This is a genomic window from Cryobacterium sp. W22_MBD10_FK3, from assembly GCF_052113745.1.
GTDB lineage: Bacteria > Actinomycetota > Actinomycetes > Actinomycetales > Microbacteriaceae > Cryobacterium.
In genome coordinates, this window is record NZ_JBGQOH010000002.1 from 330976 (window position 1) to 355033 (window position 24058).

Annotated in this window: 20 protein-coding genes; 16 read left to right on the forward strand and 4 right to left on the reverse strand. The window is 67.6% G+C overall.

All coding sequences use genetic code 11. The annotated features are described in order from the left end of the window. The first annotated feature begins 51 nt into the window (after positions 1-51). Entirely contained in the window at positions 52-543 is a 492-nt protein-coding gene (def, locus tag ACEN2M_RS04515; RefSeq protein ID WP_441646937.1) for a peptide deformylase, read from the forward strand. An 88-nt stretch (positions 544-631) separates the two neighbouring features. Here def and ACEN2M_RS04520 read toward each other — a convergent pair whose 3' ends face one another. Then, positions 632-2470, reverse strand: a complete 1839-nt coding sequence (locus ACEN2M_RS04520; RefSeq protein ID WP_441646938.1) for an AMP-dependent synthetase/ligase — start codon at positions 2468-2470, stop codon at positions 632-634. 200 nt (positions 2471-2670) lie between these two features. Here ACEN2M_RS04520 and ACEN2M_RS04525 point away from each other — a divergent pair, with 200 nt between their 5' ends. The 3 genes from ACEN2M_RS04525 to ACEN2M_RS04535 all read left to right on the forward strand — a co-directional run bounded on the left by ACEN2M_RS04525 (position 2671) and on the right by ACEN2M_RS04535 (position 5847). Next, positions 2671-3618, forward strand: a complete 948-nt coding sequence (locus tag ACEN2M_RS04525) for an ROK family glucokinase (protein WP_441646939.1) — start codon at positions 2671-2673, stop codon at positions 3616-3618. Between the two features lie 69 nt (positions 3619-3687). Continuing rightward, positions 3688-4377, forward strand: a complete 690-nt coding sequence (locus tag ACEN2M_RS04530) for a lysophospholipid acyltransferase family protein (protein ID WP_441646940.1) — start codon at positions 3688-3690, stop codon at positions 4375-4377. Between the two features lie 99 nt (positions 4378-4476). Further along, entirely contained in the window at positions 4477-5847 is a 1371-nt protein-coding gene (locus tag ACEN2M_RS04535) for a class II 3-deoxy-7-phosphoheptulonate synthase (RefSeq protein WP_441646941.1), read from the forward strand. A gap of 221 nt (positions 5848-6068) precedes the next feature. On the opposite strand, the gene pknB is transcribed toward ACEN2M_RS04535, so the two are convergent. Next, on the reverse strand, positions 6069-8009 hold the full coding sequence (gene pknB / locus ACEN2M_RS04540; protein WP_441646942.1) for a Stk1 family PASTA domain-containing Ser/Thr kinase: 1941 nt from the start codon (positions 8007-8009) through the stop codon (positions 6069-6071). A gap of 92 nt (positions 8010-8101) precedes the next feature. Then, positions 8102-9322 (reverse strand): LysM peptidoglycan-binding domain-containing protein, encoded by a 1221-nt coding sequence (locus ACEN2M_RS04545; RefSeq protein WP_441646943.1) that lies wholly within the window; start codon positions 9320-9322, stop codon positions 8102-8104. A gap of 329 nt (positions 9323-9651) precedes the next feature. Between ACEN2M_RS04545 and ACEN2M_RS04550 the strand changes: the two genes are divergently transcribed. Further along, positions 9652-10044, forward strand: a complete 393-nt coding sequence (locus tag ACEN2M_RS04550) for an Rv2175c family DNA-binding protein (protein WP_441646944.1) — start codon at positions 9652-9654, stop codon at positions 10042-10044. A 39-nt stretch (positions 10045-10083) separates the two neighbouring features. On the opposite strand, the gene ACEN2M_RS04555 is transcribed toward ACEN2M_RS04550, so the two are convergent. Continuing rightward, positions 10084-11205: a polyprenyl synthetase family protein gene (locus tag ACEN2M_RS04555; RefSeq protein WP_441646945.1), complete on the reverse strand. Its 1122-nt coding sequence runs from the start codon at positions 11203-11205 to the stop codon at positions 10084-10086. Between the two features lie 73 nt (positions 11206-11278). On the opposite strand from ACEN2M_RS04555, the gene ACEN2M_RS04560 reads away from it, so the two are divergent. From ACEN2M_RS04560 to ACEN2M_RS04610, 11 genes are all read left to right on the forward strand, one after another. Then, entirely contained in the window at positions 11279-11659 is a 381-nt protein-coding gene (locus tag ACEN2M_RS04560) for a DUF3040 domain-containing protein (protein ID WP_441646946.1), read from the forward strand. A 344-nt stretch (positions 11660-12003) separates the two neighbouring features. After that, positions 12004-12435, forward strand: a complete 432-nt coding sequence (gene mraZ / locus ACEN2M_RS04565; RefSeq protein ID WP_441646947.1) for a division/cell wall cluster transcriptional repressor MraZ — start codon at positions 12004-12006, stop codon at positions 12433-12435. Between the two features lie 163 nt (positions 12436-12598). Continuing rightward, positions 12599-13591 carry a 16S rRNA (cytosine(1402)-N(4))-methyltransferase RsmH gene (rsmH, locus tag ACEN2M_RS04570; RefSeq protein WP_441646972.1) on the forward strand — a complete coding sequence of 331 codons (993 nt, stop codon included), beginning with the start codon at positions 12599-12601 and terminating at the stop codon, positions 13589-13591. Then, positions 13588-14178 carry a hypothetical protein gene (locus tag ACEN2M_RS04575; RefSeq protein WP_441646948.1) on the forward strand — a complete coding sequence of 197 codons (591 nt, stop codon included), beginning with the start codon at positions 13588-13590 and terminating at the stop codon, positions 14176-14178. The genes rsmH and ACEN2M_RS04575 overlap by 4 nt, the downstream gene beginning before the upstream one ends. A 33-nt stretch (positions 14179-14211) precedes the next feature. Further along, the gene (locus ACEN2M_RS04580; protein ID WP_441646949.1) at positions 14212-15990 is read left to right on the forward strand and encodes a peptidoglycan D,D-transpeptidase FtsI family protein; all 1779 of its coding nucleotides are present in this window, start codon (positions 14212-14214) and stop codon (positions 15988-15990) included. A 13-nt stretch (positions 15991-16003) separates the two neighbouring features. Next, on the forward strand, positions 16004-17569 hold the full coding sequence (locus tag ACEN2M_RS04585) for a Mur ligase family protein (protein ID WP_441646950.1): 1566 nt from the start codon (positions 16004-16006) through the stop codon (positions 17567-17569). Then, the gene (locus tag ACEN2M_RS04590) at positions 17570-18994 is read left to right on the forward strand and encodes a UDP-N-acetylmuramoyl-tripeptide--D-alanyl-D-alanine ligase (protein WP_441646951.1); all 1425 of its coding nucleotides are present in this window, start codon (positions 17570-17572) and stop codon (positions 18992-18994) included. Then, a complete protein-coding gene (mraY, locus tag ACEN2M_RS04595; RefSeq protein WP_441646952.1) occupies positions 18991-20085 on the forward strand; it encodes a phospho-N-acetylmuramoyl-pentapeptide-transferase in 1095 nt (364 codons plus the stop codon). Before ACEN2M_RS04590 ends, mraY begins: the two co-directional genes overlap by 4 nt. Next, complete coding sequence (gene murD / locus ACEN2M_RS04600) at positions 20085-21680, forward strand: UDP-N-acetylmuramoyl-L-alanine--D-glutamate ligase (RefSeq protein WP_441646973.1); 1596 nt, start codon at positions 20085-20087, stop codon at positions 21678-21680. Before mraY ends, murD begins: the two co-directional genes overlap by 1 nt. Further along, on the forward strand, positions 21649-22956 hold the full coding sequence (ftsW, locus tag ACEN2M_RS04605) for a putative lipid II flippase FtsW (protein WP_441646953.1): 1308 nt from the start codon (positions 21649-21651) through the stop codon (positions 22954-22956). Before murD ends, ftsW begins: the two co-directional genes overlap by 32 nt. Further along, on the forward strand, positions 22953-24044 hold the full coding sequence (locus ACEN2M_RS04610) for a UDP-N-acetylglucosamine--N-acetylmuramyl-(pentapeptide) pyrophosphoryl-undecaprenol N-acetylglucosamine transferase (RefSeq protein WP_441646954.1): 1092 nt from the start codon (positions 22953-22955) through the stop codon (positions 24042-24044). The genes ftsW and ACEN2M_RS04610 overlap by 4 nt, the downstream gene beginning before the upstream one ends. Positions 24045-24058: the final 14 nt, after the last annotated feature.

A 24058-nucleotide genomic window follows, 5' to 3' on the forward strand; every position in this document is an offset into this window, starting at 1 on the left:
CCTCCGCACCACCGTCCCGTTCATCCGTTCCATCCCGAAGAGAGTCGCCCCGTGCCCGAACGCCAGATCCGCCTGTTGGGCGACCCAGTCCTCAAGACCCGCTCGGAGCCGGTCGGAACCATCGATGCCCGGGTGCGCAGCCTCGTCGAGGACCTGGTCGACAGCGTGAAGCTTCCGGGCCGCGCCGGTGTGGCCGCGTCCCAGATCGGCGTGAACCTGCGCGCCTTCAGCTACAACATCGACGGGGACATCGGCTACATCCTCAATCCGGTCATCGTCGAACTGTCCGGCGAGCCCGAGCTTGTCGACGAGGGCTGCCTCTCGGTCCCTGGCCTGTGGTACCCCACCAGGCGGTACCCGTTCGCCAGGGTCACCGGCATCGACCTCGACGGAAACCCGGTGCAGCTGGCCGGCGAGGGGCTGCTGGCGCAGGCCCTGCAGCACGAGACCGACCACCTCGACGGACTGCTCTACCTGGACAGGCTCGACAAGGAGAACCGCCGCGCGGCCATGAAGGAAGTTCGCGAGTCAGACTGGTTCTAGCCGGCACCGGGTGAGGTCCGCCGGCCACAGCTGTGCGGGCCGGGTGCCCCGGTGCAACCGGAGCACCCCGCCCGCACCGGGCCGAGTGTCAGCCCTGTTCGCGCACCGGCACGGCCGCCGTCATCGGGTTGGCGCCGTAGAGGTTCTGGATCTCGGCCGCGAAGTCGCGCATGATCACGTCGCGCTTGATGCTCATCTTCGGGGTGAGATAACCGCCGGCCTCGGTGAGTTCGATCGGCAGCACCACGAACTTACGGATGGACTCCGCCCGGGACACCGACTCATTCGCGTGGTCGATGGCGCGCTGCACCTCGGCGAGAACCTTCGGGTGCACCGACGCGTCCATCAGCGACATGCCGGCGTCCTCGTGGTTGTTGTTCAGCCAGACGGGCAGCATCTCCGGGTCAAGCGTCACCAGTGCGGCGATGAACGGCTTCTGGTCGCCGACCACCACAACCTGGCCGACCAGCGGGTTGGACCTGATGGGGTCTTCGAGGGCCGCGGGGGCGACGTTCTTGCCGCCGGCGGTCACGATGATCTCCTTCTTGCGACCCGTGATCGAAAGGAACCCGTCGTCGTCGAGGGCGCCGATGTCACCGGTCTTCAGCCAGCCGTCGTCGAAGACGGCGGCGGTGGCCTCGGGGTTCTTCCAGTACTCGGTGAAGACGTTCACGCCCTTCACCTCGATCTCGCCGTCGTCCATGACCCGCACCGAGACACCGGGAAGAGCGGGGCCGACGCTGCCGATCTTGGACTTGGTGGCCAGGTTCACCGTCGCAGGCGCCGTGGTCTCGGTGAGGCCGTAACCCTCGAGGATGACGATGCCGAGGCTGTGGAAGAAGTGGCCCAGGTGGGCGCCGAGCGGGGCGGAACCCGAGACGGCGAACTTGACGTTGCCGCCCATGGCTGTGCGCAGCTTGCTGTACACGAGCCTGTCGAAGAGGGCGAACTTGATCTTCATGCCCAACGGGATCCGCTCGCCGGCCTCGACCAGCTTGGAGTGTGCCACAGCGACGTCAGAGGCGGCGAGGAAGATCTTGCCCTTACCGCCGGCTTCTGCCTTCTGTTCGGCGGAGTTGTAGACCTTCTCGAAGACCCGGGGAACGGCCAGCAGGAAGGTCGGCTTGAAGCTGCCCAGCGACGGGAGCAGTTGCCTGGTGTCCGGCTGGTGGCCCACCCGAACGCCGCCGTGCACGCAGAGCACCGCGATGAAGCGGGCGAACACGTGGGCCGTCGTGATGAACAGCAGGGTGGATGCGCCGTTCTCGTCGGTGAGCACGGGCTTGAGGGCGATCCCGGCGTTGCGGCTGGTCTCGACGAAGTTGGCGTGGCTGAGCACACAGCCCTTGGGCCGGCCGGTGGAGCCGGACGTGTAGATCAGGGTGGCGATGTCGGCGGCCACGGCGAGGCGGCGGCGGCGCTCGATCTCGGCATCCGGAACGTCGACGCCCCTGGCCGCGAGCTTGTCCAGGTCGCCCAGGTCAATCTGCCAGACCGTCGCCACGTCGGGCAGGTCGGGGTGCACTTCGTCGAAGCGGGCGAAGTGATCCGCCGTCTCCACGATCAACGTCGTCGCGCCGGAGTCGCTGAGGATCCACTGCACCTGGCTGGGGGAACTCGTCTCATACACCGGCACCAGAATTGCACCGGCGAACCAGACGGCGAAGTCGATCAGCGTCCACTCATAGCGGGTCTTGCAGGTCAGGCCGATCTTGTCGCCGGGCTGCACGCCGGCGGCGACGAACCCCTTGGCGAGGGCGACGACCTCGGCGTGGAACTCCGCGGTCGTGACCGGCAACCAACCCCCGTTGTCCGGCCGGGAGAACAACACCAGCTCTGGGGTCAGGGCGAGACGGTCGACCAGCAGGTCGGTGACGTTCGCGTTCGGGTCTGCGGGGACGACGGCGGGCTCATCGAACTGTTTCACGGTAACTCCTTTGGCACCGGACGGGGTAAGTGCGACCACTCTAGCCGCTGAATCGACCTGAACCTGCGATTCTCCCGGCGGCGTGCTCATTTACTACACTCTAGGGGGTGCCTTGCGTGGTCGATCAGGTCGCTGCGTGCCCCGTGCTGTTTTTGAGCCGACCTGAAGAACACTGTTGCCCTACTACGAAAGGTGCGCTCGTGCACGCCATTGGGATTGACATCGGCGGGACCAAGATCGCCGGCGCCCTCGTCGACGAATTCGGAACCATCATCAGGTCGGATCGTCGACCCACGAACGCGGGCGACCCCGGCGAGATCGAGAACGCCGTCGTCGAGATGATCGAGGGCCTCTCTGCGGGCGAGGACGTCGTCGCCGCCGGCGTGGCCGCCGCCGGGTTCATCGACGCAGCCCAGTCCACCGTCTACTACGCACCTAACATCAACTGGCGCAACGAGCCGCTGCGCGAAAAGCTCGAATCGAGGGTGTCCCTGCCCATCATCATCGAGAACGACGCCAACGCGGCCGGCTGGGCGGAGTTCTGCTTCGGTGCCGGCCGGTTGTACAGCGACATGGTCACCCTCACCATCGGCACCGGCGTCGGTGGGGCCATCGTGTCCAACGACAGGCTCTTCCGCGGCGGCTTCGGCGTGGGAGCCGAACTCGGCCACCTCCGCGTCGTGCCCGACGGGCTGCCCTGCGGCTGCGGCGCCCACGGCTGCATCGAGCAGTACGGCTCCGGCAGGGCCCTGCTGCGCATCGCCAATGAGTTCGCGGATGCCGGCGGCATCGGCCTGGGTCTGGCCGCGGCGCGCTCCAAGCGTGGCAAGCTCACCGGCAAGGACGTGGGCCGGTTCATCCAGGACGGCGACCCCGGCGCCCTGGCCGCCCTCCGCCAACTGGGCACGTCGCTCGGTCAGGCCTGTTCCAGCCTCGCCGCTGTGCTCGACCCGCAGGTGTTCGTCTTCGGCGGCGGTGTCGCCGCGGCGGGGGAGCAGCTCCTGGAGCCGATCCGCACCGCCTACCTGGCGAACCTGCCCGCGCGTGGCTACCACCCGGAGGCCGTGTTCGCGATCGCCGAACTCGTCAACGACGCCGGGGTGGTCGGCGCTGCCGACCTCGCCCGCCGGCACGTCACCGGTGAGTAGGCTGTCGGTGCTGCCGCACGCAGTGGCCCAGCGCCCCGCCGGCCGGCATCCGCTCACGTAAGGACACCGATGTTCTACTGGTTCATGAAGAATATTGTGGCCGGCCCCCTCCTGCTCGGCCTGTTCCGGCCCTGGGTGATCGGGCTCGACAACATCCCCAAAGAGGGCGGCGTGGTTCTCGCGAGCAACCACCTGTCCTTCATCGACTCGGTGTTCCTGCCCCTGGTGGTGCCGCGCCGGGTGGTTTTCCTCGCCAAGAGCGAGTACTTCACCGGCACCGGGCTCAAGGGCTGGGCGACCCGGCAGTTCTTCAAGGCCACCGGCCAGCTGCCCATCGACCGCTCCGGCGGCAAGGCCTCTGAGGACTCCTTGAACACCGGCCTCGCCGTGCTGAACGGCGGGGGAGCGCTCGGTATCTATCCGGAGGGCACCCGCAGCCCAGACGCCCGAATGTACCGCGGCCGCACCGGCGTGGCCCGCATGGTGCTTGAGGCAGGGGTCCCCGTTGTTCCCGTCGCCATGATCGACACCGAGAAGGCCATGCCCACAGGCACCCGCGTCCCCAAGGTGCGCCGCATCGGCATCGTGATCGGTGAGCCACTGGACTTCAGCCGGTTCGAGGGAATGGAGGGCGACAGGTTCGTGTTGCGCTCCGTGACGGACGAATTGATGTACGAACTGCGCCGCCTCAGCACGCAGGAGTATGTCGATGTGTACGCCACCAGTGTCAAAGAGAAGCGCGCCAGCCTTTCACGCTAGGCTCGAATTCCGCTCTCGGGTCGTGCAGATGCCTACCCGGAGACGTTCACCCCAGGCCCGCAGATGCGGGCCGCAGAAGAGAAAAACAGGCTCAGTCCCGTGGTAGACCCCACCGAACCGGTTGTAGTGGCAGACAAATCTGTAATCAACGGGCTGGACTATTGGCGCACGCTTCCCATCAAGCAGCAGCCGGCCTGGCCCGATGCCGACGCCGTCGCGGCAGCATCCGCCGAGCTGGCCACGCAGCCGCCGCTGGTGTTCGCCGGCGAGGTCGACATCCTGCGTGACCGGCTCGCTCAGGCCGCTCGCGGCGAAGCGTTCCTGCTGCAGGGCGGTGACTGCGCCGAGACCTTCGGCGGCGCCACCGCGGAGCAGATCCGCAACCGGGTCAAGACCGTGCTGCAGATGGCCGTCGTGCTGACCTACGGCGCCTCCATGCCCGTGGTGAAGATGGGCCGCATGGCGGGCCAGTTCGCCAAGCCGCGCTCCAGCGACTTCGAGACCCGCGGCGACGTGACCCTGCCGGCCTACCGCGGCGACATCGTCAACGGCTACGACTTCACCCCGGAGTCTCGCGAGGCCGATCCAGACCGGCTCGTGAAGGCGTACCACACGAGCGCGTCCACCCTCAATCTCATCCGCGCCTTCACGCAGGGCGGCTTCGCCGACCTGCGTCAGGTGCACAGCTGGAACCAGGGCTTCGCGAAGAACCCGGCGAACCAGCGTTACGAGGGCCTGGCCAAGGACATCGACCGCGCGATCAAGTTCATGATCGCCTGCGGCGCCGACTTCGAGGCCATGCGCCGCACCGAGTTCTACACCAGCCATGAAGGCCTGCTGATGGACTACGAGCGGCCCATGACGCGGATCGACTCCCGCACCGGCACGCCGTACAACACCTCTGCGCACTTCGTCTGGATCGGCGAACGCACGAGGGAGATCGACGGCGCGCACGTGGACTTCCTGTCGCGGGTGCGGAACCCCATCGGCGTCAAGCTCGGCCCGAGCACCTCGATCGACGACATGCTGCGCCTGATCGACAAGCTCGACCCGAACCGCGAGCCCGGCCGCCTCACCTTCATCACGAGGATGGGCGCCGGCAAGATCCGCGACGCCCTGCCGCCGCTGCTCGAGGCCATCACGGCCAGCGACGCCACGCCGCTCTGGGTGACCGACCCGATGCACGGCAACGGCGTCACCACCCCCACCGGCTACAAGACGCGTCGCTTCGACGACGTCGTCGACGAGGTCAAGGGCTTCTTCGAGGCACATCGGTCGGTCGGCACCCACCCGGGTGGCATCCACGTGGAGCTCACCGGCGACGATGTCACCGAGTGCCTGGGCGGCTCGGAGCACATCGACGAGGCCGCACTGGCCACCCGTTACGAGTCGCTCTGCGACCCGCGCCTGAACCACATGCAGTCCCTGGAACTCGCGTTCCTGGTGGCCGAGGAGCTCGCCGCCCGCTGACACCGGCGCGACCCGCACAACACGCACCACACGGCTGCCCCGTCACGGACGAGCTGCCCCGGTCTACCGGGTCACCTCGTCCGGGACGGGGCAGTTCGCGTCTGGCCCGAAGGTCGAGTCTGTCGACGCGGTGCTGTCTGCCGGCGCGGTGCTGTCTGCCGGCGCGGTGCTGAGCAGGCCGGCGTGGACGCCGTGACGCGCCGGCGTCGCCCGTTCGGCGACTACCCGAACGGGTTGGTCGGCGTGAGGCTGATCGAACTGCCCTTGGGGGCGAGGGTGCCCGCCACCGGGTCGGTGGACTTCACGCTGATGATGGCCGCGATCGCGTCGGCGGCCAGGTTGTAGTTGAGCTTGAAACCGAGGTCGGTCAACTTCGCCTTGCCCTCGTTCCAGGGCAACCCGGCGACGTCGGGGATCTCGACCGGAGCCGGACCTCGGGACACCGTGAGCACGAGGGTCGAGCCGGCGCGGATGGGGCCGTCTTCGGCGGCGGCGACGGAGATGACGTCGCCCTCCGCGATGGTGTCGTTGTAGGTTTCCTCGCCGCTCTGCACCACCAGGCCCTTGTCTTCGAGGATGCCCGTGGCATCGTCGACCGACTCGCCGGTGACGTCGGGGATGCCCCCGAGCGAGACCACGAGGTTGACGGTGAGACCCTCGAAGTAGTCGCCGCCCTGCGAGACGTCTCCGCCGTCGCTCTCGCGGGTCGCTGAGATCACCAGGCCCGCGTCGACGTCGCCGTTGAAGATCTCGTCGACGCTTCCAGGCACCGCCTTGGCCTCGGCGATCGCGCCGGACGCGGCATCCGTGGTCAGCCCGGCGAGCACCGGAAGCGTGATCGGTGCCGGCCCCTGCGACACGTTGATGGTCACGGTGCTGCCCTTGGGCACCCGCGCACCGTCCCCGGGGTCGGTGCTGGCGACCAAACCGGCCGCGATCTGGGTGCTGTACTCGGTTCCCTGCTCGGTGACCAACCCGAGGGCGTCCAGTTGAGCGGTCGCGTCCTCAGGGGTCGACGACACCAGAGACGGCACCGCGATCTCCGAGCCTGGGCCCGCACCGAAGTACCAGCCCGCGCCGCCGGCCAGAGCGGCAAGCAAGACGATCAGGGCAAACCACCAGTAGCCGCGCCGGCGACGCTTCTTCGTCGTTCCCGCCAGCTGAGTGGCATTGTCGGGCTCTGACTCGTCCGGGGCTGCGACCAGGGTGGACGTCGCCAGTGGCGCACGGTTCAGAATCTGGGTTTCGGCGTCGGCCGATGTGGCCGCGACACCGCGCGGGAGCACCATGGTCGCCTGCATGCCGGCGTCTTCGCGGGGCCGCACCAGCTTTTCCACGTCCAGCAGCTGATCGAGCATCACCCTGGCGTCGCGTGGGCGTTCCTCGGGATCGCGCGCGGTCGCCCAGAGCACGAGCTCGTCGAGTTCGGCGGGCACGCCTGGCGCAACGAGGCTGGGCATGGGAACTGTGTCATTGGCGTGCTGGTAGGCCACCTGCATGGGAGCCTCACCGACGTAGGGCTGCTCACCTGTGAGCATCTCGTAGGTCATGATGCCCAGGGCGTAGATGTCGCTGCGGGCGTCTGCGATGCCGCGGGTGACCAGCTCGGGGGAGAGGTATGCCACGGTGCCCAGTAGGGCTTGCCCGGTGGCGGTGTTGTTGTTCACTGCCCTGGCGAGACCGAAGTCTCCGATCTTGATGCGGCCGTCGTCGGCCAGCAGCACGTTCTCCGGCTTCACGTCGCGATGCACGATTCCGGCCTTGTGCGCGGCGGCGAGACCCGACAGCACGGCCTCGAGGATGTCCATGGTCTGCTCTGGCGTCAGGCGGCCGTAGTCCTTGAGCAGGTCGCGCAGTGTGATGCCGGGCAGGTGCTCCATCACCAGGTAGGCGATGTCGGCGTCCTGGCCCTGGTCGAAGACGTTCACCACGTTGGGGTGGGCGAGGCGGGCGGCGGAGCGCGCCTCCTGAATGAAGCGGCTGCGGAATGCGTTGTCGTCGGCCAGGTGGCCGTGCATGATCTTGATCGCCACCCGACGTTCCAGACGTAGGTCGGTGGCGAGGTACACGGTGGCCATACCGCCGCGGGCGATCCGGGAGCGCACCTGATAGCGACCGTCGATGAGACGGCCGATCATGGGGTCAATGGGGGCTTCGGTCACCCGTCGAGTCTACGGAAAACTCGGGCGTTCCTCTGGACGGCCCACAGCGCGGCGGGACACGATTCGGTTACTGACCCGGGCAATACGGGCATTTACCCCAATTCGGCCAGCCAGCTGCGGGCGGATGCCTCCCAGTTGGCGTACAGGTCGGGGTAGGCAGAAATCTGCACGGCCTGCGCGGCCTGGGTCACCGACATGGCTTCCCAACCCGGAATGTCCAGAAGCCCGCGGGTGACACCGGGGTTGGGGTTGACCGATCCGCCGAAGAATGCGCGGGTGGCCCGATCGGCATCCATGACCTGGGCGGCATCGCCCCAACCTGAGCTGGGACGCTGCTGGAAGAGGCCGAGGGAGTCGCGGTCGCCGTAGTCGATGTTGCGCATGCCCGATTCCTGGGCTGCTGCCGCGAGGGCAACGACCAGGGCGGCGTCGCTCGCGCCGGCCTCGCGGCCGACAGCGATGATGAGCCTGGCGTTGGCGGCCATGTCGGCGGTGAGACGCGTCACCGTGCCGCGGGCCGGAGCAGGCGTCGGCGCGGCCACGGGAGTGATCACCACGGCGGGAACCGCGTCGAGCACCGGTGCGGCGCCGGGGATGGCCAGCACCTGACCGGGGTAGATGACGCTCGAGTAGCCCAGACCGTTGGCTTCGAGAACCGCCTGCACAGTGACGCCGGCTGCACCGGCGACCTTGTCGACGGTGTCGCCGGCCACGACCGTGTGGCCGCCGCCGGTGGTGGGCGTGACGCTCGCTGCGGACACCGTTGCCGCGGGCGCCGCGGCCGATCCGGCGGCGGGAAGCACGATGACCTGGCCGGGGAAGATGATGCTGTTGCGGCCGAGGCCGTTGACGCTGAACAGGGCGTCGGTGGCGACGCCGTGGGCGGCGGCGACACCGCTCAGGGTGTCGCCGGACTGGATGGTGTACCGGGTGAGTTCGGTCGCTACGGAGGCGGGAGCCGCGGCGACGGCGAGGGGGGTCGTCGACAGGGTGAGTACCTGGCCCGGGAAGATCACGGCGGACCAGCCGAGGCCGTTGAGGGCCAGAACGGAGGCGGTGGAGAGGCCGAACTTGCCGGCGATGGCGCTGATGGTGTCGCCGTCTGCGACGGTGTACTGGCTCGGGGCCGGCGTCGCCGCCGGCTGCACGGCCTGCACCGGCTTGACGACGGTCTGCGGCAGGGTGGTGCGACTCTTCAACGGCTTCTTGATGGCGGTGGCCGCCTGGGCGGGAGAAGCGAGGTTGAGCACGATCGCGAGGGTGCTCACGACCACCAGGGGGATGCTCGCGAAGGCGCCGATGGACCTGCGCATGCCGGTGGGTGCCGGGCGGTGCCGTGCTGACGCCGACGAACCCGTGCTGGGCGAGCCTGTCGTCTCGACGGGGGAGTCCGTTGGGACCGTCCCCGTTTCGATCTTGCTGGCTCTAACCGACATGACGCTCCGCTCGTTGACTGCTCGTCGGCAGCTATCCGGGATAGCTGACGTGTCCTCAACGCTGACACAGTTGGAATGCCGAGTCAATTAACCACGCGGACACGCGGCAAGATGCCTTCACAAATGGGAGAAAACTGCTGCTCGGCGCGGCAAGTCGGCGGCAACGGGGGTTTGTCGGCGATCCTGAATCGTGGGAAGCTTGGGGGGTGACCGATTCGTCTTCAGTTCAACCGCATTCCGTCCCCTCCAACGACACGGCCGGCGCTTCCGCACCGGCAGGCACCTGGCTCGCCATTCCCGATCTCGTCGAGATCCTCGGCATCAGCCACAGCCGGGTTCGCCAGCTCATCGAGGACAAGCACCTCCTCGCCGTCCGCCGCGACGGTCGGGTCAGCGTGCCTGCCTCCTTCATCCGCGACGGCGCACCCGTCAGCGAGCTCCGCGGCACGCTGATCGTGCTGGCCGATGATGGCTTCACCGACGACCAGGCCATGGAGTGGCTGCTCGAGGTCGACGACAGCCTCGGCGTGGCACCGATCGACGCGCTGCTGGCCGGCCGCAAGGCCGAGGTTCGCCGCGTCGCCCAGGCCCTGGCCTAACCTCGGCGAAACCCTGGCCGGCCACGCGGCCGGCCGGGGCTAGAAGACCCGGCGGGTGACCGTGTGGGCGAAGTCGGTCAGTTCGGTCGACACCCCGGCCGCCACGTCCGAGCCGTCCAGCACCGCAAGGGCCTGGCCGACGTTCTGCTGAATGAGCGTCTCCACCCTGTCCACGGCGCCGCTGTCCCGGATGATCTGTTGCAGCGACGAGATCTGCTCAGGCGTCAGATCCTCGCGCCCGAGCAGGCTGTCCACGGTCTTCCGGGTGGCCTCGTCCAGGCGCTCCCTGGTCAGGGCGATCAGCACGGTCCGCTTGCCCTCGCGCAGGTCGTCCCCGCTGGGCTTTCCCGTCACGGCCGCGTCCCCGAACACTCCGAGCAGGTCGTCCCGCAGCTGGTAGGCGATGCCGAGCGGCAGGCCGAAGGCGCGTAGCGTGTCGAGCTGGTCATCGTCGGCCCCAGCGAGGGCCGCACCGATCACCAGGGGCGCTTGAACGCTGTACTTGGCTGACTTGAAGACGATCACGCGAACTGCGCGGTCGAGCAGTTCGGCCTCCGGCTGGGTGACCCAGGCCCGTTCCTCGAGGATGTCGAGGTACTGCCCGGCCGTGACCTCGGTGCGCATGAGGTTGAACTCCCGGCGGGCGCGGCGCGCGCTGGCCCTGTCGGCGGCGTCGTCGAGTCCCTCGTCGAGCAGCTCGTCGCTCCAACCCAACAGAAGGTCGCCGAGCAGGATCGCCGAGGCCCGGCCGAAGTCGGCCGGGGTGCCTGCCCACCCTTCGATGCCGTGCAGTCGCTCGAAGCGACGGTGAGCGGATGGCGCGCCGCGTCGGGTGTCGGAGTTGTCGATGATGTCATCGTGAACCAGGGCCGCGGCGTGGAAGACCTCCAGCGACGAGGCGACCGCCACGATGCCGGCGAGGTCACCGGGGGCTGCGTCTGAAGACCGCCCCGCTGAGCTTGCAGCGACGGCCGGAACGCTCTGCCAGCCGAGGTAGGCGAACTGCGCCCTGAATCGCTTTCCGCCGCTGAGAAACTGCCGTGAGAAGTCCACCAGCACGGTCACGTCCGGGCTGATGGTCGTCACAATTGATTCACGCGTGTTGATGAATTCGTCGATGCGAGAATGAACCAGATCGACCAGTCGGGTGCTTTGTGCCACCTGCCTAGCCTAGCCATCTCGGCGGGACTAGAATTAGGGTCTAATCCGCTCGATCCCCAATTGGAGGAATGAGATGCCGCTTTCAGAACAAGAGCAGCGACTCCTCGAAGAGATGGAGCGCAGTCTCTATCACAACGATGCCGAATTCGTGGCGAGCGTTGGGGGCACCCGGTTGCGCCCCAATTACCGATCCATCGTGCTGGGCGTGCTCGCCGGCGTCGTCGGGATAGCCACTCTTGTCGCCGGTGTTGCTGTGCAGCAGCTCTGGCTCGGCATCATCGGATTCATCATCATGTTCGGAGGCGTGCTGCTGGCCATCACGCCGGGCCGCACTGCCAGGGCGACGAAGCCGTCGTCCACCCAGTCCCGTCGGCCGGCGGCGGCGCGTAATCAGCAGGGTTTCATGGACAAGCTCAACGATCGTTGGGACCGTCGACAGGACGGTCAGCAGTAACCACCACCGCTTCACGGAACGCCCGCCCCTGTCACGCAGGATGGTGGGCGTTTCGCGGTTAACCACTCCTTAGCCAGCGGATAGCCGGCGAAGAGCAAACGCCTCCCTTTTCACCCACTTCGACCCTCCCCGCAGGACCGGCCACCAGGTCGGTCCTTTTTTGTGCCCAAAACCACCCGAAACCGGGTCAAAACGTGGGATTTTCCTCCACCCTGTGATTCAGGGTGTTTCCGGGGAATAATTGGGCGGATTCGCAGCAATATCGGCCGTTTTCCAGACACGGTGGTTGATAGTGGAGTAAAGTGGAGCAACACCTGACCTTGGCCGGAAGAGAGGGGTGATGAATGTTCCTCGGGACCTATGCCCCCAAGCTCGACGAAAAAGGACGCGTCATCCTGCCGGCCAAGTTCCGTGAGGAGCTCTCGACCGGCATCGTCATGACCCGTGGTCAGGAACGATGCCTCTACGTGTTCACAGCCAGGGATTTCGACGAGGTGCACGAGAAGATCCGGCAGGCCCCCATCACCAGCAAGGAGGGACGCGACTTCTTCCGCGTCTTCCTCTCCGGCGCCAGCGCCGAGACTCCCGACAAGCAGAACCGGGTGACCATTCCGGCGAACCTGCGGGCCTACGCCGGTCTCGGCCGAGACCTCTCGGTGATCGGCGTGGGCAACCGCGTGGAGATCTGGGACACCGAGGTCTGGGAGGCCTACCTCCTTGAAAAGGAAGTCGAGTTCGCCAACATCACGGAGGAGGTGATTCCGGGACTCTTCTAGCTCCTGGCGCCTGACTCCCAGCCGTTGCCCTCCTGACACACTTCCCCGGTGCCAGGCGAAACGGATGGGGATCAGGCCTCAGGATCCGGCCCCGGCAGCAGCTATGAACAACGACACCGACAACGACACGAACAACGACAACACCAACGACACGAACGACGAGATGACCCCCGAGAACACCGCAGGCAGCCCGGCCGAACGGCCGCAGCTGAACGACATCCACATCCCGGTCCTGCTCGAACGCAGCATCGAGCTGCTCGGCCCGGTCCTGGACAAGCCAGGGGCCGTGCTCGTCGACGCCACACTCGGCATGGGTGGGCACGCCGAGGCCATGCTGAGCCGGTTCCCCGGCCTCACCCTGGTGGGCCTGGACCGCGACCTCGACGCCCTGGCCGTCGCCGAGGAACGCCTCAAGCCGTTCCGCGACCGCATCCACCTTGTGCACACCGTGTACGACGGCATCCTCGACGCCCTCGCCGGCCTCGGCATCAGCGAGGTGCAGGGCATTCTCTTCGACCTCGGCGTTTCCAGCATGCAGTTGGACCAGGTCGAGCGCGGCTTCTCCTACTCCAAAGACGCGCCGCTGGATATGCGCATGGACAGCACCTCACCGCTCACCGCCGAGCGCATCCTCGCCGACTACAGCGAGGGCGACCTCCGCCGCATTTTCCAGGAGTACGGCGAAGAGAAGCTCGCCGGCCGCTACGCCAAGGCGATTGTGGACGCACGGGTGACCACACCCTTCGTGCGGTCCGCCCAGCTGGTCGAGGTCATCACCAAGGTCACCCCGGTCGCGGTGCAGCGTATGGGGCACCCCGCCAAACGGGTCTTCCAGGCGCTGCGCATCGAGGTCAACCAGGAATTGGCGGTTCTCGAACGTGCGATCCCTGCCGCGATGGAAGCCGTCGCCGTGGGGGGCCGCATCGTCTCGATGGCGTATCAGTCCCTCGAAGACCGGATCGTGAAGCGGATGTTCGCTGCCGCGTCGACGTCGAGCGCCCCCGCCGGCCTCCCGGTGGAGCTGCCGGAGCACAAGCCGATATTCACCTTGCTCATCCGGGGCGCAGAGCTCGCGTCGGATGACGAAAAAGCCATCAACCCCCGTGCAACGTCGGTTCGCCTTCGTGCCGCTGAACGACTGAGGAGAGCCGAATGAGCGACAACCTGGCCCGGGTGCTGAACGCCGAAACACTGCGCCCCGAGTGGAACGCACGCCCGGACGGCGACGAACGCCGCCACATCGAGATCGTGAGCCCGAGCACTCACAAGCGTCCCCGCATCGTGTACGCGCTCTCGGCCGTCGGCTGCGTCGGTGCCATCGTCGTCGCGCAGCTGCTGCTGAGCGTGGGGATCTCCCAGGGCGCCTACGAGATCTCGGCGCTGCGCGCCAGCCAGGTCGAGCTCGGCCGCACTGCCGACAGCGTGAGCGAAGACCTCATCCGGGTGTCCTCGCCGCAGAGCCTCGCGGCCAACGCGGAGGCACTGGGCATGATCAACAACTCCACTCCGGCCTACCTGCGGCTCTCCGACGGCGCCGTGCTCGGTGCCCCGAGTTCGGCCAGCGGCGGCCAGGCCGGCGCGGCCAGCCTGGTTCCCAACTCGCTGCTCACCGGCGTGCCGCTGGTCACCCAGCTGCCCGCCGGGGGAGCAGGCGCCGGAGTAGCAGCCGGCAGCGCTGCCGGCGCGGCCGCACCCGCCGCAGTTGCGGTGACCGACGGCCTGCCTTCGCCGACCACCCGATAAACGCCGGTACAGTCCGGTACAGGAGGTCCCCACGTGGCCAGTACAAACATGTCCAGCAAGCGCAGGGTCGCGGCGACCGTTGTCGTGCTCGTGGCGATCATCGGCCTGTTCGTCGTGCGCCTCGTCGACATCCAGGTCGTTCGCGCGGAGAGCCTGAGTGCGGATTCGCTCGGCAACCGCTCCGTCGACAGAACCGTGTACGGCTCGCGCGGCGAGATCCTCGATGCCAACGGCGTCGTCCTCGCCGGTACGGTGATGCGCTACGACGTGGCGCTCTCACCCAAGAACGCCACGACGTTCACCCGCACGGTGGCAGGCGTTGACACCACTGTCACCGTCGCCGACGCCGCCGCCGAGATCGGCGCCGTGCTCGGTCAGCCGGCCGAGCAGACGGTGGCGCTGATCGCCGACTCGCTCGCCGACAACCCCGAGTCCGACTACGCCGTCGTGGCCAGGAAGATCGACGTCGACGCGTTCCGGGCCCTCGACGCCCTCGACATCCCGTGGCTCTACCTCTACCAGAACCCCGGCCGGGTGTACCCCAACGGTGCCGTCGCCGGCAACCTCGTCGGGTTCGTCTCGGCACAGGGCGAGGCGCAGGCCGGACTCGAAGCAGGCCAGGATTCCTGCCTGGCCAGCAACAACGGCACGGAGACCTATGAGCGCGGTGCCGATGGCGTTCGCCTGCCCGAAAGCACCGTCACGACCGAGCCGGCCGTCGACGGTAAGGACGTCTTGACCACAATCGATTCCGACCTGCAGTTCTTTGTTCAGCAGGTGCTCGCAGAGCAGGCCCAGAAAACCGGAGCCGCCTGGGGCAACGTTGTCGTGCAGGAGGTCAAGACCGGCAAGCTCGTCGCCGTCGCCGACTATCCCACCATCGACCCGAACGACGTCAGCGCCACCACCAACCCCGAGGACCGGGGTTCACGCGCCTTCACGGCCTCCTACGAACCCGGTTCGACGTTCAAGGCCCTGACCGCCGCATCCGTGCTGGACGCCGGACTGGCGACCCCGGACTCGCAGGTCGTGGCCCCCTACCGTTACCTGCCCGAGAACGGCGCCAACATCAACGACAGTTCGGCGCACGGTGACCTGCGGCTGACCCTCACCGGCGTACTGATCGATTCGTCGAACACCGGAATGTCGAAATTCGGCGAACTGCTCAGCGACGAGCAGCGTTACGACTACATGACCAAGTTCGGTGTCGGCACCGAGACCGAGAGCGGTTTCCCCGGCGAAGACCCCGGCATCCTGTACCCGGCCGCGGACTGGGACAACCAGACCCAATACGCCACCATGTTCGGACAGGGACTGACCACGACAGCGCTTCAGGTTTCGAGTATCTACCAGACCATCGCCAACGGCGGGGTCAGGATGCCCGTGCAGCTGGTCTCAGGCTGCCGCGCCGCGGACGGCACCCTCACCGAGGCTCCCTCCGCCGAGGGCACCCAGGTGGTCTCGGCCGACGCGGCCAAGGGAACCGCTGAAATGCTCGAGATGGTCTACCAGCAGGGCTGGCTCGCCGACGCCTGGAACATTCCGGGCTACCGGGTGGCCGCCAAGACCGGCACCGCGCAGATGCCGGACGGCAACGGCGGCTACTCGAAGGGCTACCTCGTGTCGGTGTCGGGCTTCGCTCCAGCCGACGATCCGCAGTACGTCGTTTCGGTGAGTCTGGCCGATCCTGTTAACATGAATTCGTCAGCAGCGTCCGCTCCGATCTTTCAAGAGGTCATGAGTCAGGTGCTGAAAAAGTACCGGGCAGTTCCCTCGGGCGCCGCCGCGCCTGATCTCTCCGGTTCCTGGTAAGAAAGTGAGCCCCGTGACCGATTTGGCACCCTCGGCTCTCCGTCCTCAGCATCCGGTCCCGCGATCGTTGTCTGGACTGGTCGATGAATTCGAGCTTGACCTGCGCGGCGACGCCGCCAACCGTGAACTGACGGGTGTGAGCCTGAGTTCGCGCGCCGTGCAGCCCGGCGACCTCTTCGTGGGGGTGCCTGGGCAGATGAGCCACGGGGCGTCCTACGCCGCCGCGGCCCGCGAGGCCGGCGCCGTCGCGGTTCTGACCGACGAAGCCGGTGCTCTGCTGGCCGCGGACTGCGGCCTGCCGATTCTGGTCACCCCGGATGTCCGTGCAGCGCTCGGCACGGTCGCCGCCTGGATCCACCGCACCGGTGAGAACCCGGCGACTCTTTTCGCCGTCACCGGGACCAACGGCAAGACCAGCGTCGTGTACCTGCTGTTTGCCATCCTCAACCAGCTCGGCGTCGTGGCCGGACTCACCTCAACGGCCGAACGCCGAATCGGCTCCGTCGCCGTGACCAGCTCCCTCACCACCCCGGAGGCCAGCGAACTGCACGCCCTCCTGGCCCGGATGCGCGAAGCCGAGGTGCGGGCCGTCGGTATCGAGGTCTCAGCTCAGGCCGTCACCCAGCACAGGGTGGACGGGCTGGTCTTCGACCTCGCCGGGTTCACCAACCTGTCCCACGACCACCTGGACGACTACCCGAGCATGGAGGAGTACTTCCAGTCCAAGCTGGAACTCTTCCAGCCCGACCGGGCCCGCCGCGGAGTCGTCACCGTCGACTCGGAGTGGGGTCGCCGCCTGGTCGCGGAGTGCCGCATCCCGGTCACCACCCTCGCCAACCACCCTCAGGGCGACGAGACGCACGCGGACTCCTCCGCAGACTGGCACATGACCGTCGTCGAGACGGGTGCCCGTTTCACCGAGTTCACCCTGGAAGGCCCGGACGGCCGACGCCTGCAGACCAGGGTGCCGCTGCTCGGCTGGTTCATGGCCGCCAATGCGGCGCTTGCGATCGTGCTGCTGGTGGAGAGCGGGTTCGACCTCGCCGCCATCGACCACGCTCTCACCCGGGACGGCGGCATCGACGCGTACATCCCCGGCCGGGCGGAGCTCATCTCCGGCGATCGCGGCCCCCTGGTCTACATCGACTACGGCCACAGCCCGGACGCCTTCCTCAACACCCTCGCGGCCATCCGCGCCTCGACCGCCGGACGCATCGTGATGGTCTTCGGTGCAGACGGCGACCGGGACAAGACCAAGCGCGCCGACATGGGCGCCATCGCAGCGCGAGGCGCGGACGCCGTCGTGATCACAGATTTCCACCCCCGTTTCGAAGACCCGGCCGCCATCCGGGCCACCCTGCTGGCCGCGGCCCGCGCGGCCGTCCCCGGCGGGGAACTCCACGAGGAACCCGACCCGGCCACGGCCTTCCGCCTGGCGCTGTCGTTGGCCGGGGAGGGTGACGTCGTGCTCTATGCCGGCCCAGGCCACGAGAATTACCAGGAGGTTGCCGGAGTGAAGCTCCCGTACTCAGCCAGAGATGACGCCCGCGTCGCACTGCAGGAAGCCGGGTGGCTGTAGATGATCGCCCTCACCCTGACCGAGATCGCCGCGGCCATGAACGGCACCCTCCATCTCGTCGACCCGTCTGACCCCGACGCCCTGACCGCGGACTCCCTCGTCGGCGGGGCCGTGCACACGGACTCCCGCGAGGTCGCCGCCGGTGACATCTTCGTCGCGAAGCCGGGGGAGGAGACCGACGGTCACCTCTTTGCTCCGGCGGCCGTCACGAGCGGAGCCGCCGTGATCATCGTCGAGCGGGTGCTCGACCTGCCCGTGGCCCAGGTGCTGGTGCCCGACGCCGTTGTCGCCCTCGGCGACCTCGCCACCGCGGTGATCGCGCGGATCCGTGCCGCGGGCCGACTGAAGGTCATCGGCATCACCGGATCCAACGGCAAGACCACCACCAAGAACCTGCTGCGCGCCATCCTCGAACGAGTCGGCCCCACGGTCGCCGCGCGCGCCTCGTTCAACAACGAGGTCGGTGCCCCGCTGACCATGCTCGAAGTGACGCCGGACACAGAGTTTCTCGTCGCAGAGATGGGTGCCAGCGCCGAGGGCGAGATCAGGCGCCTGGTGCGGATGGCCCGGCCCGACATCGGCATCGTACTCAAGGTGGGCCTGGCCCATGCCGGCGGTTTCGGCGGTATCGAAGCCACCGTGCGCACCAAGTCCGAGATGGTCACCGACCTCCGGCCCGACGACATCGCCATCCTGAACGCTGACGACGACAGGGTGGCCGGCATGGCCGATGTCACCGCCGCCCGCGTGGTGTGGTTCGGTGAGAGCGACGGCGCCACTGTGCGAGCCTCCTCCATTCACGGCAGCCGTGCCGGAACCACCTTCACCCTGCACCTGCCGGACGGCACCAGCCGGCCCGTGTCGTTCAAGGTTCTCGGCGAACACCACGTGATGAACGCCCTGGCCGCCGCCGCAGCCGCCGACGTCCTCGGCGTTCCCATCGACGATATCGTCGCCGCCCTCGAGTCCGTCAGCGTCGCCGAACGCTGGCGCATGGAGGTGCTCGGCGGCCGGGACGACGTCACCGTGATCAATGACGCGTACAACGCCAGCCCCGATTCAATGACAGCGGCGTTGAAGACCCTCGCCCAGATCCGGAAGCCCGACGGGCGCAGCATCGCTGTGCTCGGCGAGATGAGCGAACTCGGCGAGCTCTCCGGTGAGGAGCACGACAGGATCGGGCTCCTGGCGGTGCGGCTCAATATCTCCCAACTCGTCGTGGTCGGTCGCTCGGCCCGGCGCATGCACATCAGCACGATCAATGAGGGCTCCTGGGACGGGGAATCGGCGTACGTCGAGACCTCAGACGAGGCCTTCGACCTGCTGCGCGACACCATCAAGCCTGGCGACACCGTGCTCGTCAAATCATCAAATTCAGCCGGACTCCGATTCCTCGGTGACCGGCTGGGAAAGTTGTACTCGTGATTGCCCTCCTGCTGGCCGGAGCGATGTCCCTCGTCTTCACCTTGACGCTGACACCGCTGTTCATCAGGCTCTTCCACAAACTCGGCTGGGGCCAGTTCATCCGCGATGACGGACCCAAGAGCCACCACGCCAAGCGCGGTACGGCGACCATGGGTGGCATCATCATCATCGTCGGCGTGCTGATCAGCTACTTCCTGGCGATGTGGCAGCAACAGCGCCCGCTCACGGCGTCCCCGCTGCTCGTCCTGTTCATGATGGTGGGCCTGGGCCTGGTCGGGTTCCTCGACGACTTCCTCAAGACCCGCAACCAGCGCAGCCTCGGCCTCGGCGGCTGGCAGAAGATCGCCGGACAGGTCATCGTCGCCGGTGCGTTCGGCTGGATGGCACTGCAGTTCCCCGACAAGTACGGCCAGACACCGGCCTCAACGCATATCTCGTTCATCCGGGACCTGCCGCTGGACTTCATGAAGCTCGGCACCTTCATCGGGATCGCCGCCTTCATCATCTGGATCTGCCTGATCGTCGCGGCGACCTCCAACGGCGTCAACGTCACCGACGGCCTCGACGGCCTCGCCACCGGCTCACTGGTCTTCGCGATCGGCTCGTACATCATCATCGGGTTCTGGCAGTCGAACCAGTCCTGCAACCCCGGCGGGTCGGACATCGCCGACATGTACAAGTGCTACGCCGGGCCGGAAGCCTTCGACCTGGCCATCGTGGCCGCGGCGATCGTCGGCGGCCTGATCGGCTTCCTCTGGTGGAACACCTCACCGGCCAAGATCTTCCTGGGCGACACCGGGTCGCTCGGCCTCGGCGGCGCGCTGGCCGCCCTGGCCATCCTCAGCCGCACCGAGCTCCTGCTGGTGCTCATCGGCGGCCTGTTCGTGATCGAGGCCGGGTCGGTCATCGTTCAGCGCGGTTACTTCAAGGTGACTCGCGGCAAGCGAATCTTCCTGATGAGCCCGATCCACCACCACTTCGAGCTGAAGGGCTGGGCCGAGGTCACTGTCGTGGTGCGCTTCTGGATCGTCGGCGGACTGCTCGTTGCCGCCGGCGTCGGAACGTTCTACCTCGAGTGGCTGGCCCGCTGATGGGTGCGCACTCCTACGAGGACCCCGCCGCCGATTCCGGCACCGATTCAGGCACCGACGCCGGTGCCGACCACGGGGCCAGCGCGGAGCGGCTCAACACGCTGACGAGCTGGCACTCCGACTGGTCCGGCCTGCGCGTGGCGGTGCTCGGGCTCGGGATGACCGGCTTCGCCGCGGCGGACACCCTGGCGGAGCTCGGCTCCGACGTTCTGGTCGTGGCCGGACGCGCCCCGGACGAACGGGCCCGACTTCTCGAGGTGCTCGGCGTACCCCTGGTCACCGCCGACCTCGACGTGGCGCCGGACGCCCTGGTCGCCCACAACCCCGAGCTCATCATCGTGTCCCCTGGATTCCACCCGGACCACCCGCTGTTGGTCTGGGCCGAGGCACAGGCCATTCCGGTCTGGGGCGACATCGAACTGGCCTGGCGGTTGCGCGACAAGGTCGGACCGGCCGCACCGTGGATCCTGGTGACCGGCACCAACGGCAAGACCACCACGGTGCAGCTCGCCGCGACGATGCTCGCCGCCGGCGGACACCGGGTCGCCCCGTGCGGCAACATCGGCGTTCCCGTGCTCGACGCCATCCGCGACCCGCAGGGCTGGGACGTGCTCGTCGTCGAGCTGTCCAGCTACCAGCTGCACCACCTGCCGCTGGCCGGCCCCGGCGCCCTGGTGCCGTTCTCGAGCGTCTGCCTCAACATCGCCGATGACCACATCGACTGGCACGGCTCCGCAGCCGCATACAGCGACGCCAAGGCCAAGGTCTATTCGAACACCACCGTGGCCTGCGTCTACAACAAGGCCGACCTCGCCACGATGCGCATGGTCGAGGACGCTGACGTCAGCGAGGGTGCCAGGGCGATCGGTTTCGGCCTGGGCGTGCCCGGACCCAGCGACCTGGGCATCGTCGACGGGATCCTCTGCGACCGGGCGTTCTTGGACGACCGCTTCGACAGCGCAATCGAGCTCACCACGGTCGCCGACCTCGCCGCCGTCGGTCTGGCCGCCCCGCACGTGGTCGCCAACATCCTGGCCGCCGCGGCGCTGGCCAGGTCGTTCGACGTGCCGCCGGCGGCCATCAAGACGGCCCTGTCCGGCTTCCGGCTCGACGCGCACCGCATCGAGGTCGTGGCCGTCAGCGACGGCATCAGCTGGATCGACGATTCGAAGGCCACCAATCCGCACGCCGCTGACGCCTCGCTGGCGGCGTTCGACTCCGTCGTCTGGCTCGTCGGCGGGCTCTTGAAGGGCGTCGACATCGGCGACCTCGTCGCCAGGCACGCCGACAGGCTGCGCGGCGCTATCGTGATCGGTGTCGAACGGGAGCAAGTCCTCGCGGCATTCCGGCGACACGCCCCCGCCCTGCGCGTGTTCGAGATCGACTCGGATGACACTGGTGAGGTCATGCCGTCAGCGGTCGGTCTGGCCGCATCCCTCGCCTCGGCGGGCGACGTGGTCCTGCTGGCACCTGCGGCTGCATCCATGGACCAGTTCGCGAGCTATGCGGAACGCGGGGCGAAGTTCGCCCAGGCCGTACACGATTATTTGGGAGGTGGGTCGCATGAAGACTCGTCCTCGTACCCGGGTGCCTGACTCCACCCAGTCCCAGGCTGAACAGCACGGCTCCGGTGGCAGCATCCTGACGAGGATCAACCTCGGCAAGGTGTTCAGGGCCGAATCAACGAACTACCTGCTCCTGCTCGGCACCACGGTGTTCCTGGTCATTTTCGGCCTGGTCATGGTGCTGTCCTCCTCGTCGGTGGACTCCTATCTGGAAGACGCCGGATTCTACGGTGGCCTGTTCAGGCAAGGCATCTTCGCCGTGGTCGGCATTCCCTTGATGCTCGTGATCAGTCGACTGCCGGTGAAATTCTGGAAGCGCATCGCCTGGCCCGCCCTGGGGATTGCCTGCTTCTTCCAGTGCCTGGTGGTGTTCACCGGACTCGGCGTGACCGTCGCCGGAAACACCAACTGGCTCTCCATCTTCGGAGTGCAGTTTCAACCGTCCGAAGCCATCAAGGTCGCACTGGTGATCTGGCTGGGCGTGATCCTCGCGCAGAAGAAAGACAAGCTCGACGACTGGCGGCACGTGTACATCCCCGTCTTCGGCGTCGGCGGCGGGTCGGTTCTGCTCGTGATGATCGGCGGTGACCTCGGTACCGTGATCATCATGGCCGGCATCCTGTTCGGCGCGCTCTTCTTCGCCGGTGTGCGGCTGCGCATGCTGGCCGTCCCGCTGGTGATCGGTGCGGTGGCCGGAGTCCTGCTGGCGATCAGCAGTGAGAACCGGATGACCCGCATCCTGAGCTTCGCTGTCGACGGCTGCGACGAACTGAACGGCACCATCTCGGCAGCCTGCTGGCAACCCCTGCACGGCACCTGGGCCCTGGCCAACGGGGGAGTGTTCGGCGTGGGGCTGGGCAACTCCAAGGCCAAGTGGTCGTGGCTGCCGGCCGCGGACAACGACTACATCTTCGCCATCATCGGCGAAGAACTCGGCTTGATCGGCGCCATCGTGGTGCTCCTGATGTTCGTGCTGCTCGCCTTCGCATTCATCCGCATCATGCGCGGCACCACCAACATGCAGATCAAGGTCACCACCGCAGCCGTCATGGTCTGGATCATCGGTCAAGCCCTCGTCAACATCGGTGTCGTCCTCGGGGTGCTCCCGGTGCTCGGCGTTCCGCTGCCGCTCATCTCGGCCGGAGGCACCGCGCTGCTCACCACCCTCGGCGCCATCGGTGTTGTGCTCTCCTTCGCCCGAAGTGACCATGCCCTGGCCGAGGAGGCCGTCGCAGGCGAGACCGCCGCCACACTCACACGCCCGGCCCCGGTCGGCGTCGCACCGAACCGAGGAACCACGAGATGACCACCTACCTGCTGGCCGGCGGGGGAACCGCCGGTCACGTCAATCCACTGCTGGCCGTCGCCGACGCCCTGCGCCTGCGGGACCCGCAGGCGAGCGTGCTCGTGCTGGGCACAGCCGAGGGTCTTGAGGCCCGTCTGGTTCCAGAACGTGGCTACGAACTGCTGATCGTGCCGCGGCTGCCGTTCCCACGGCGCCCCAACCGGGCGGCGCTGGGATTCCTGCCGAAATTCAATCGCGCCATCAACGACGTCGCCCAGATCCTGCGCCACCGGAAGGTCGACGTCGTCGTCGGCTTCGGCGGCTATGTCGCCACTCCGGCCTACCTGGCCGCGCGCCGCGCCGGTGTTCCGATCGCCATCCACGAGGCCAATGCCAAGCCGGGGCTGGCCAACCGCGTGGGCGCCGCGCTCACGCGCTCGGTCGGGGTGGCCTTCGCCGGCACCAGGCTCCGGCACGCCCGCGTCGTCGGCATGCCGCTGCGCCGGGAGATCGAGACCCTCGACAGGGCCGGCTCGCGTGCGAGCGGCCTGGAGTTCTTCGGCCTCGACGCCGACCTGCCGACCCTGCTCGTCACTGGCGGATCGCTCGGTGCCCGGCGCATCAACCGCACAGTCGTCGACTCCGCCGCTGCCCTGACCGGCGCGGGCTGGCAGGTGCTGCACATCACCGGCAACGCCGCGGAGGTCGACGATCCCACGCTGCCCGGCTACCGGATGGTCGCATACTGCGACCGGATGGACCTCGCTCTCTCCGTCGCCGATTTCGCGGTCTCCCGCGCCGGAGCAGCCACGGTCAGCGAGCTGAGCGCCCTCGGGATCCCCGCCGTGTTCGTGCCGTACCCGGTCGGAAACGGTGAACAACGCTTCAACGCCGCCGACGTCGTGGCTGCAGGCGGCGGCATCCTCGTCGACGACGCCGAATTCCTGCCCGACTGGATCCGGTCGGCGCTGCTGCCGGTTCTGGCCCAGCCGCAACGCATCCACGACATGAGCATCGCCGCCCAGTCGGTGGGTGTGCTGGACGGAACCGCACGCACCCTCGAGCTCATCGACGAAGCCTCGGGTGCGACGAAAGCGCACTCCGCGTAACGTTGAACCCAGAC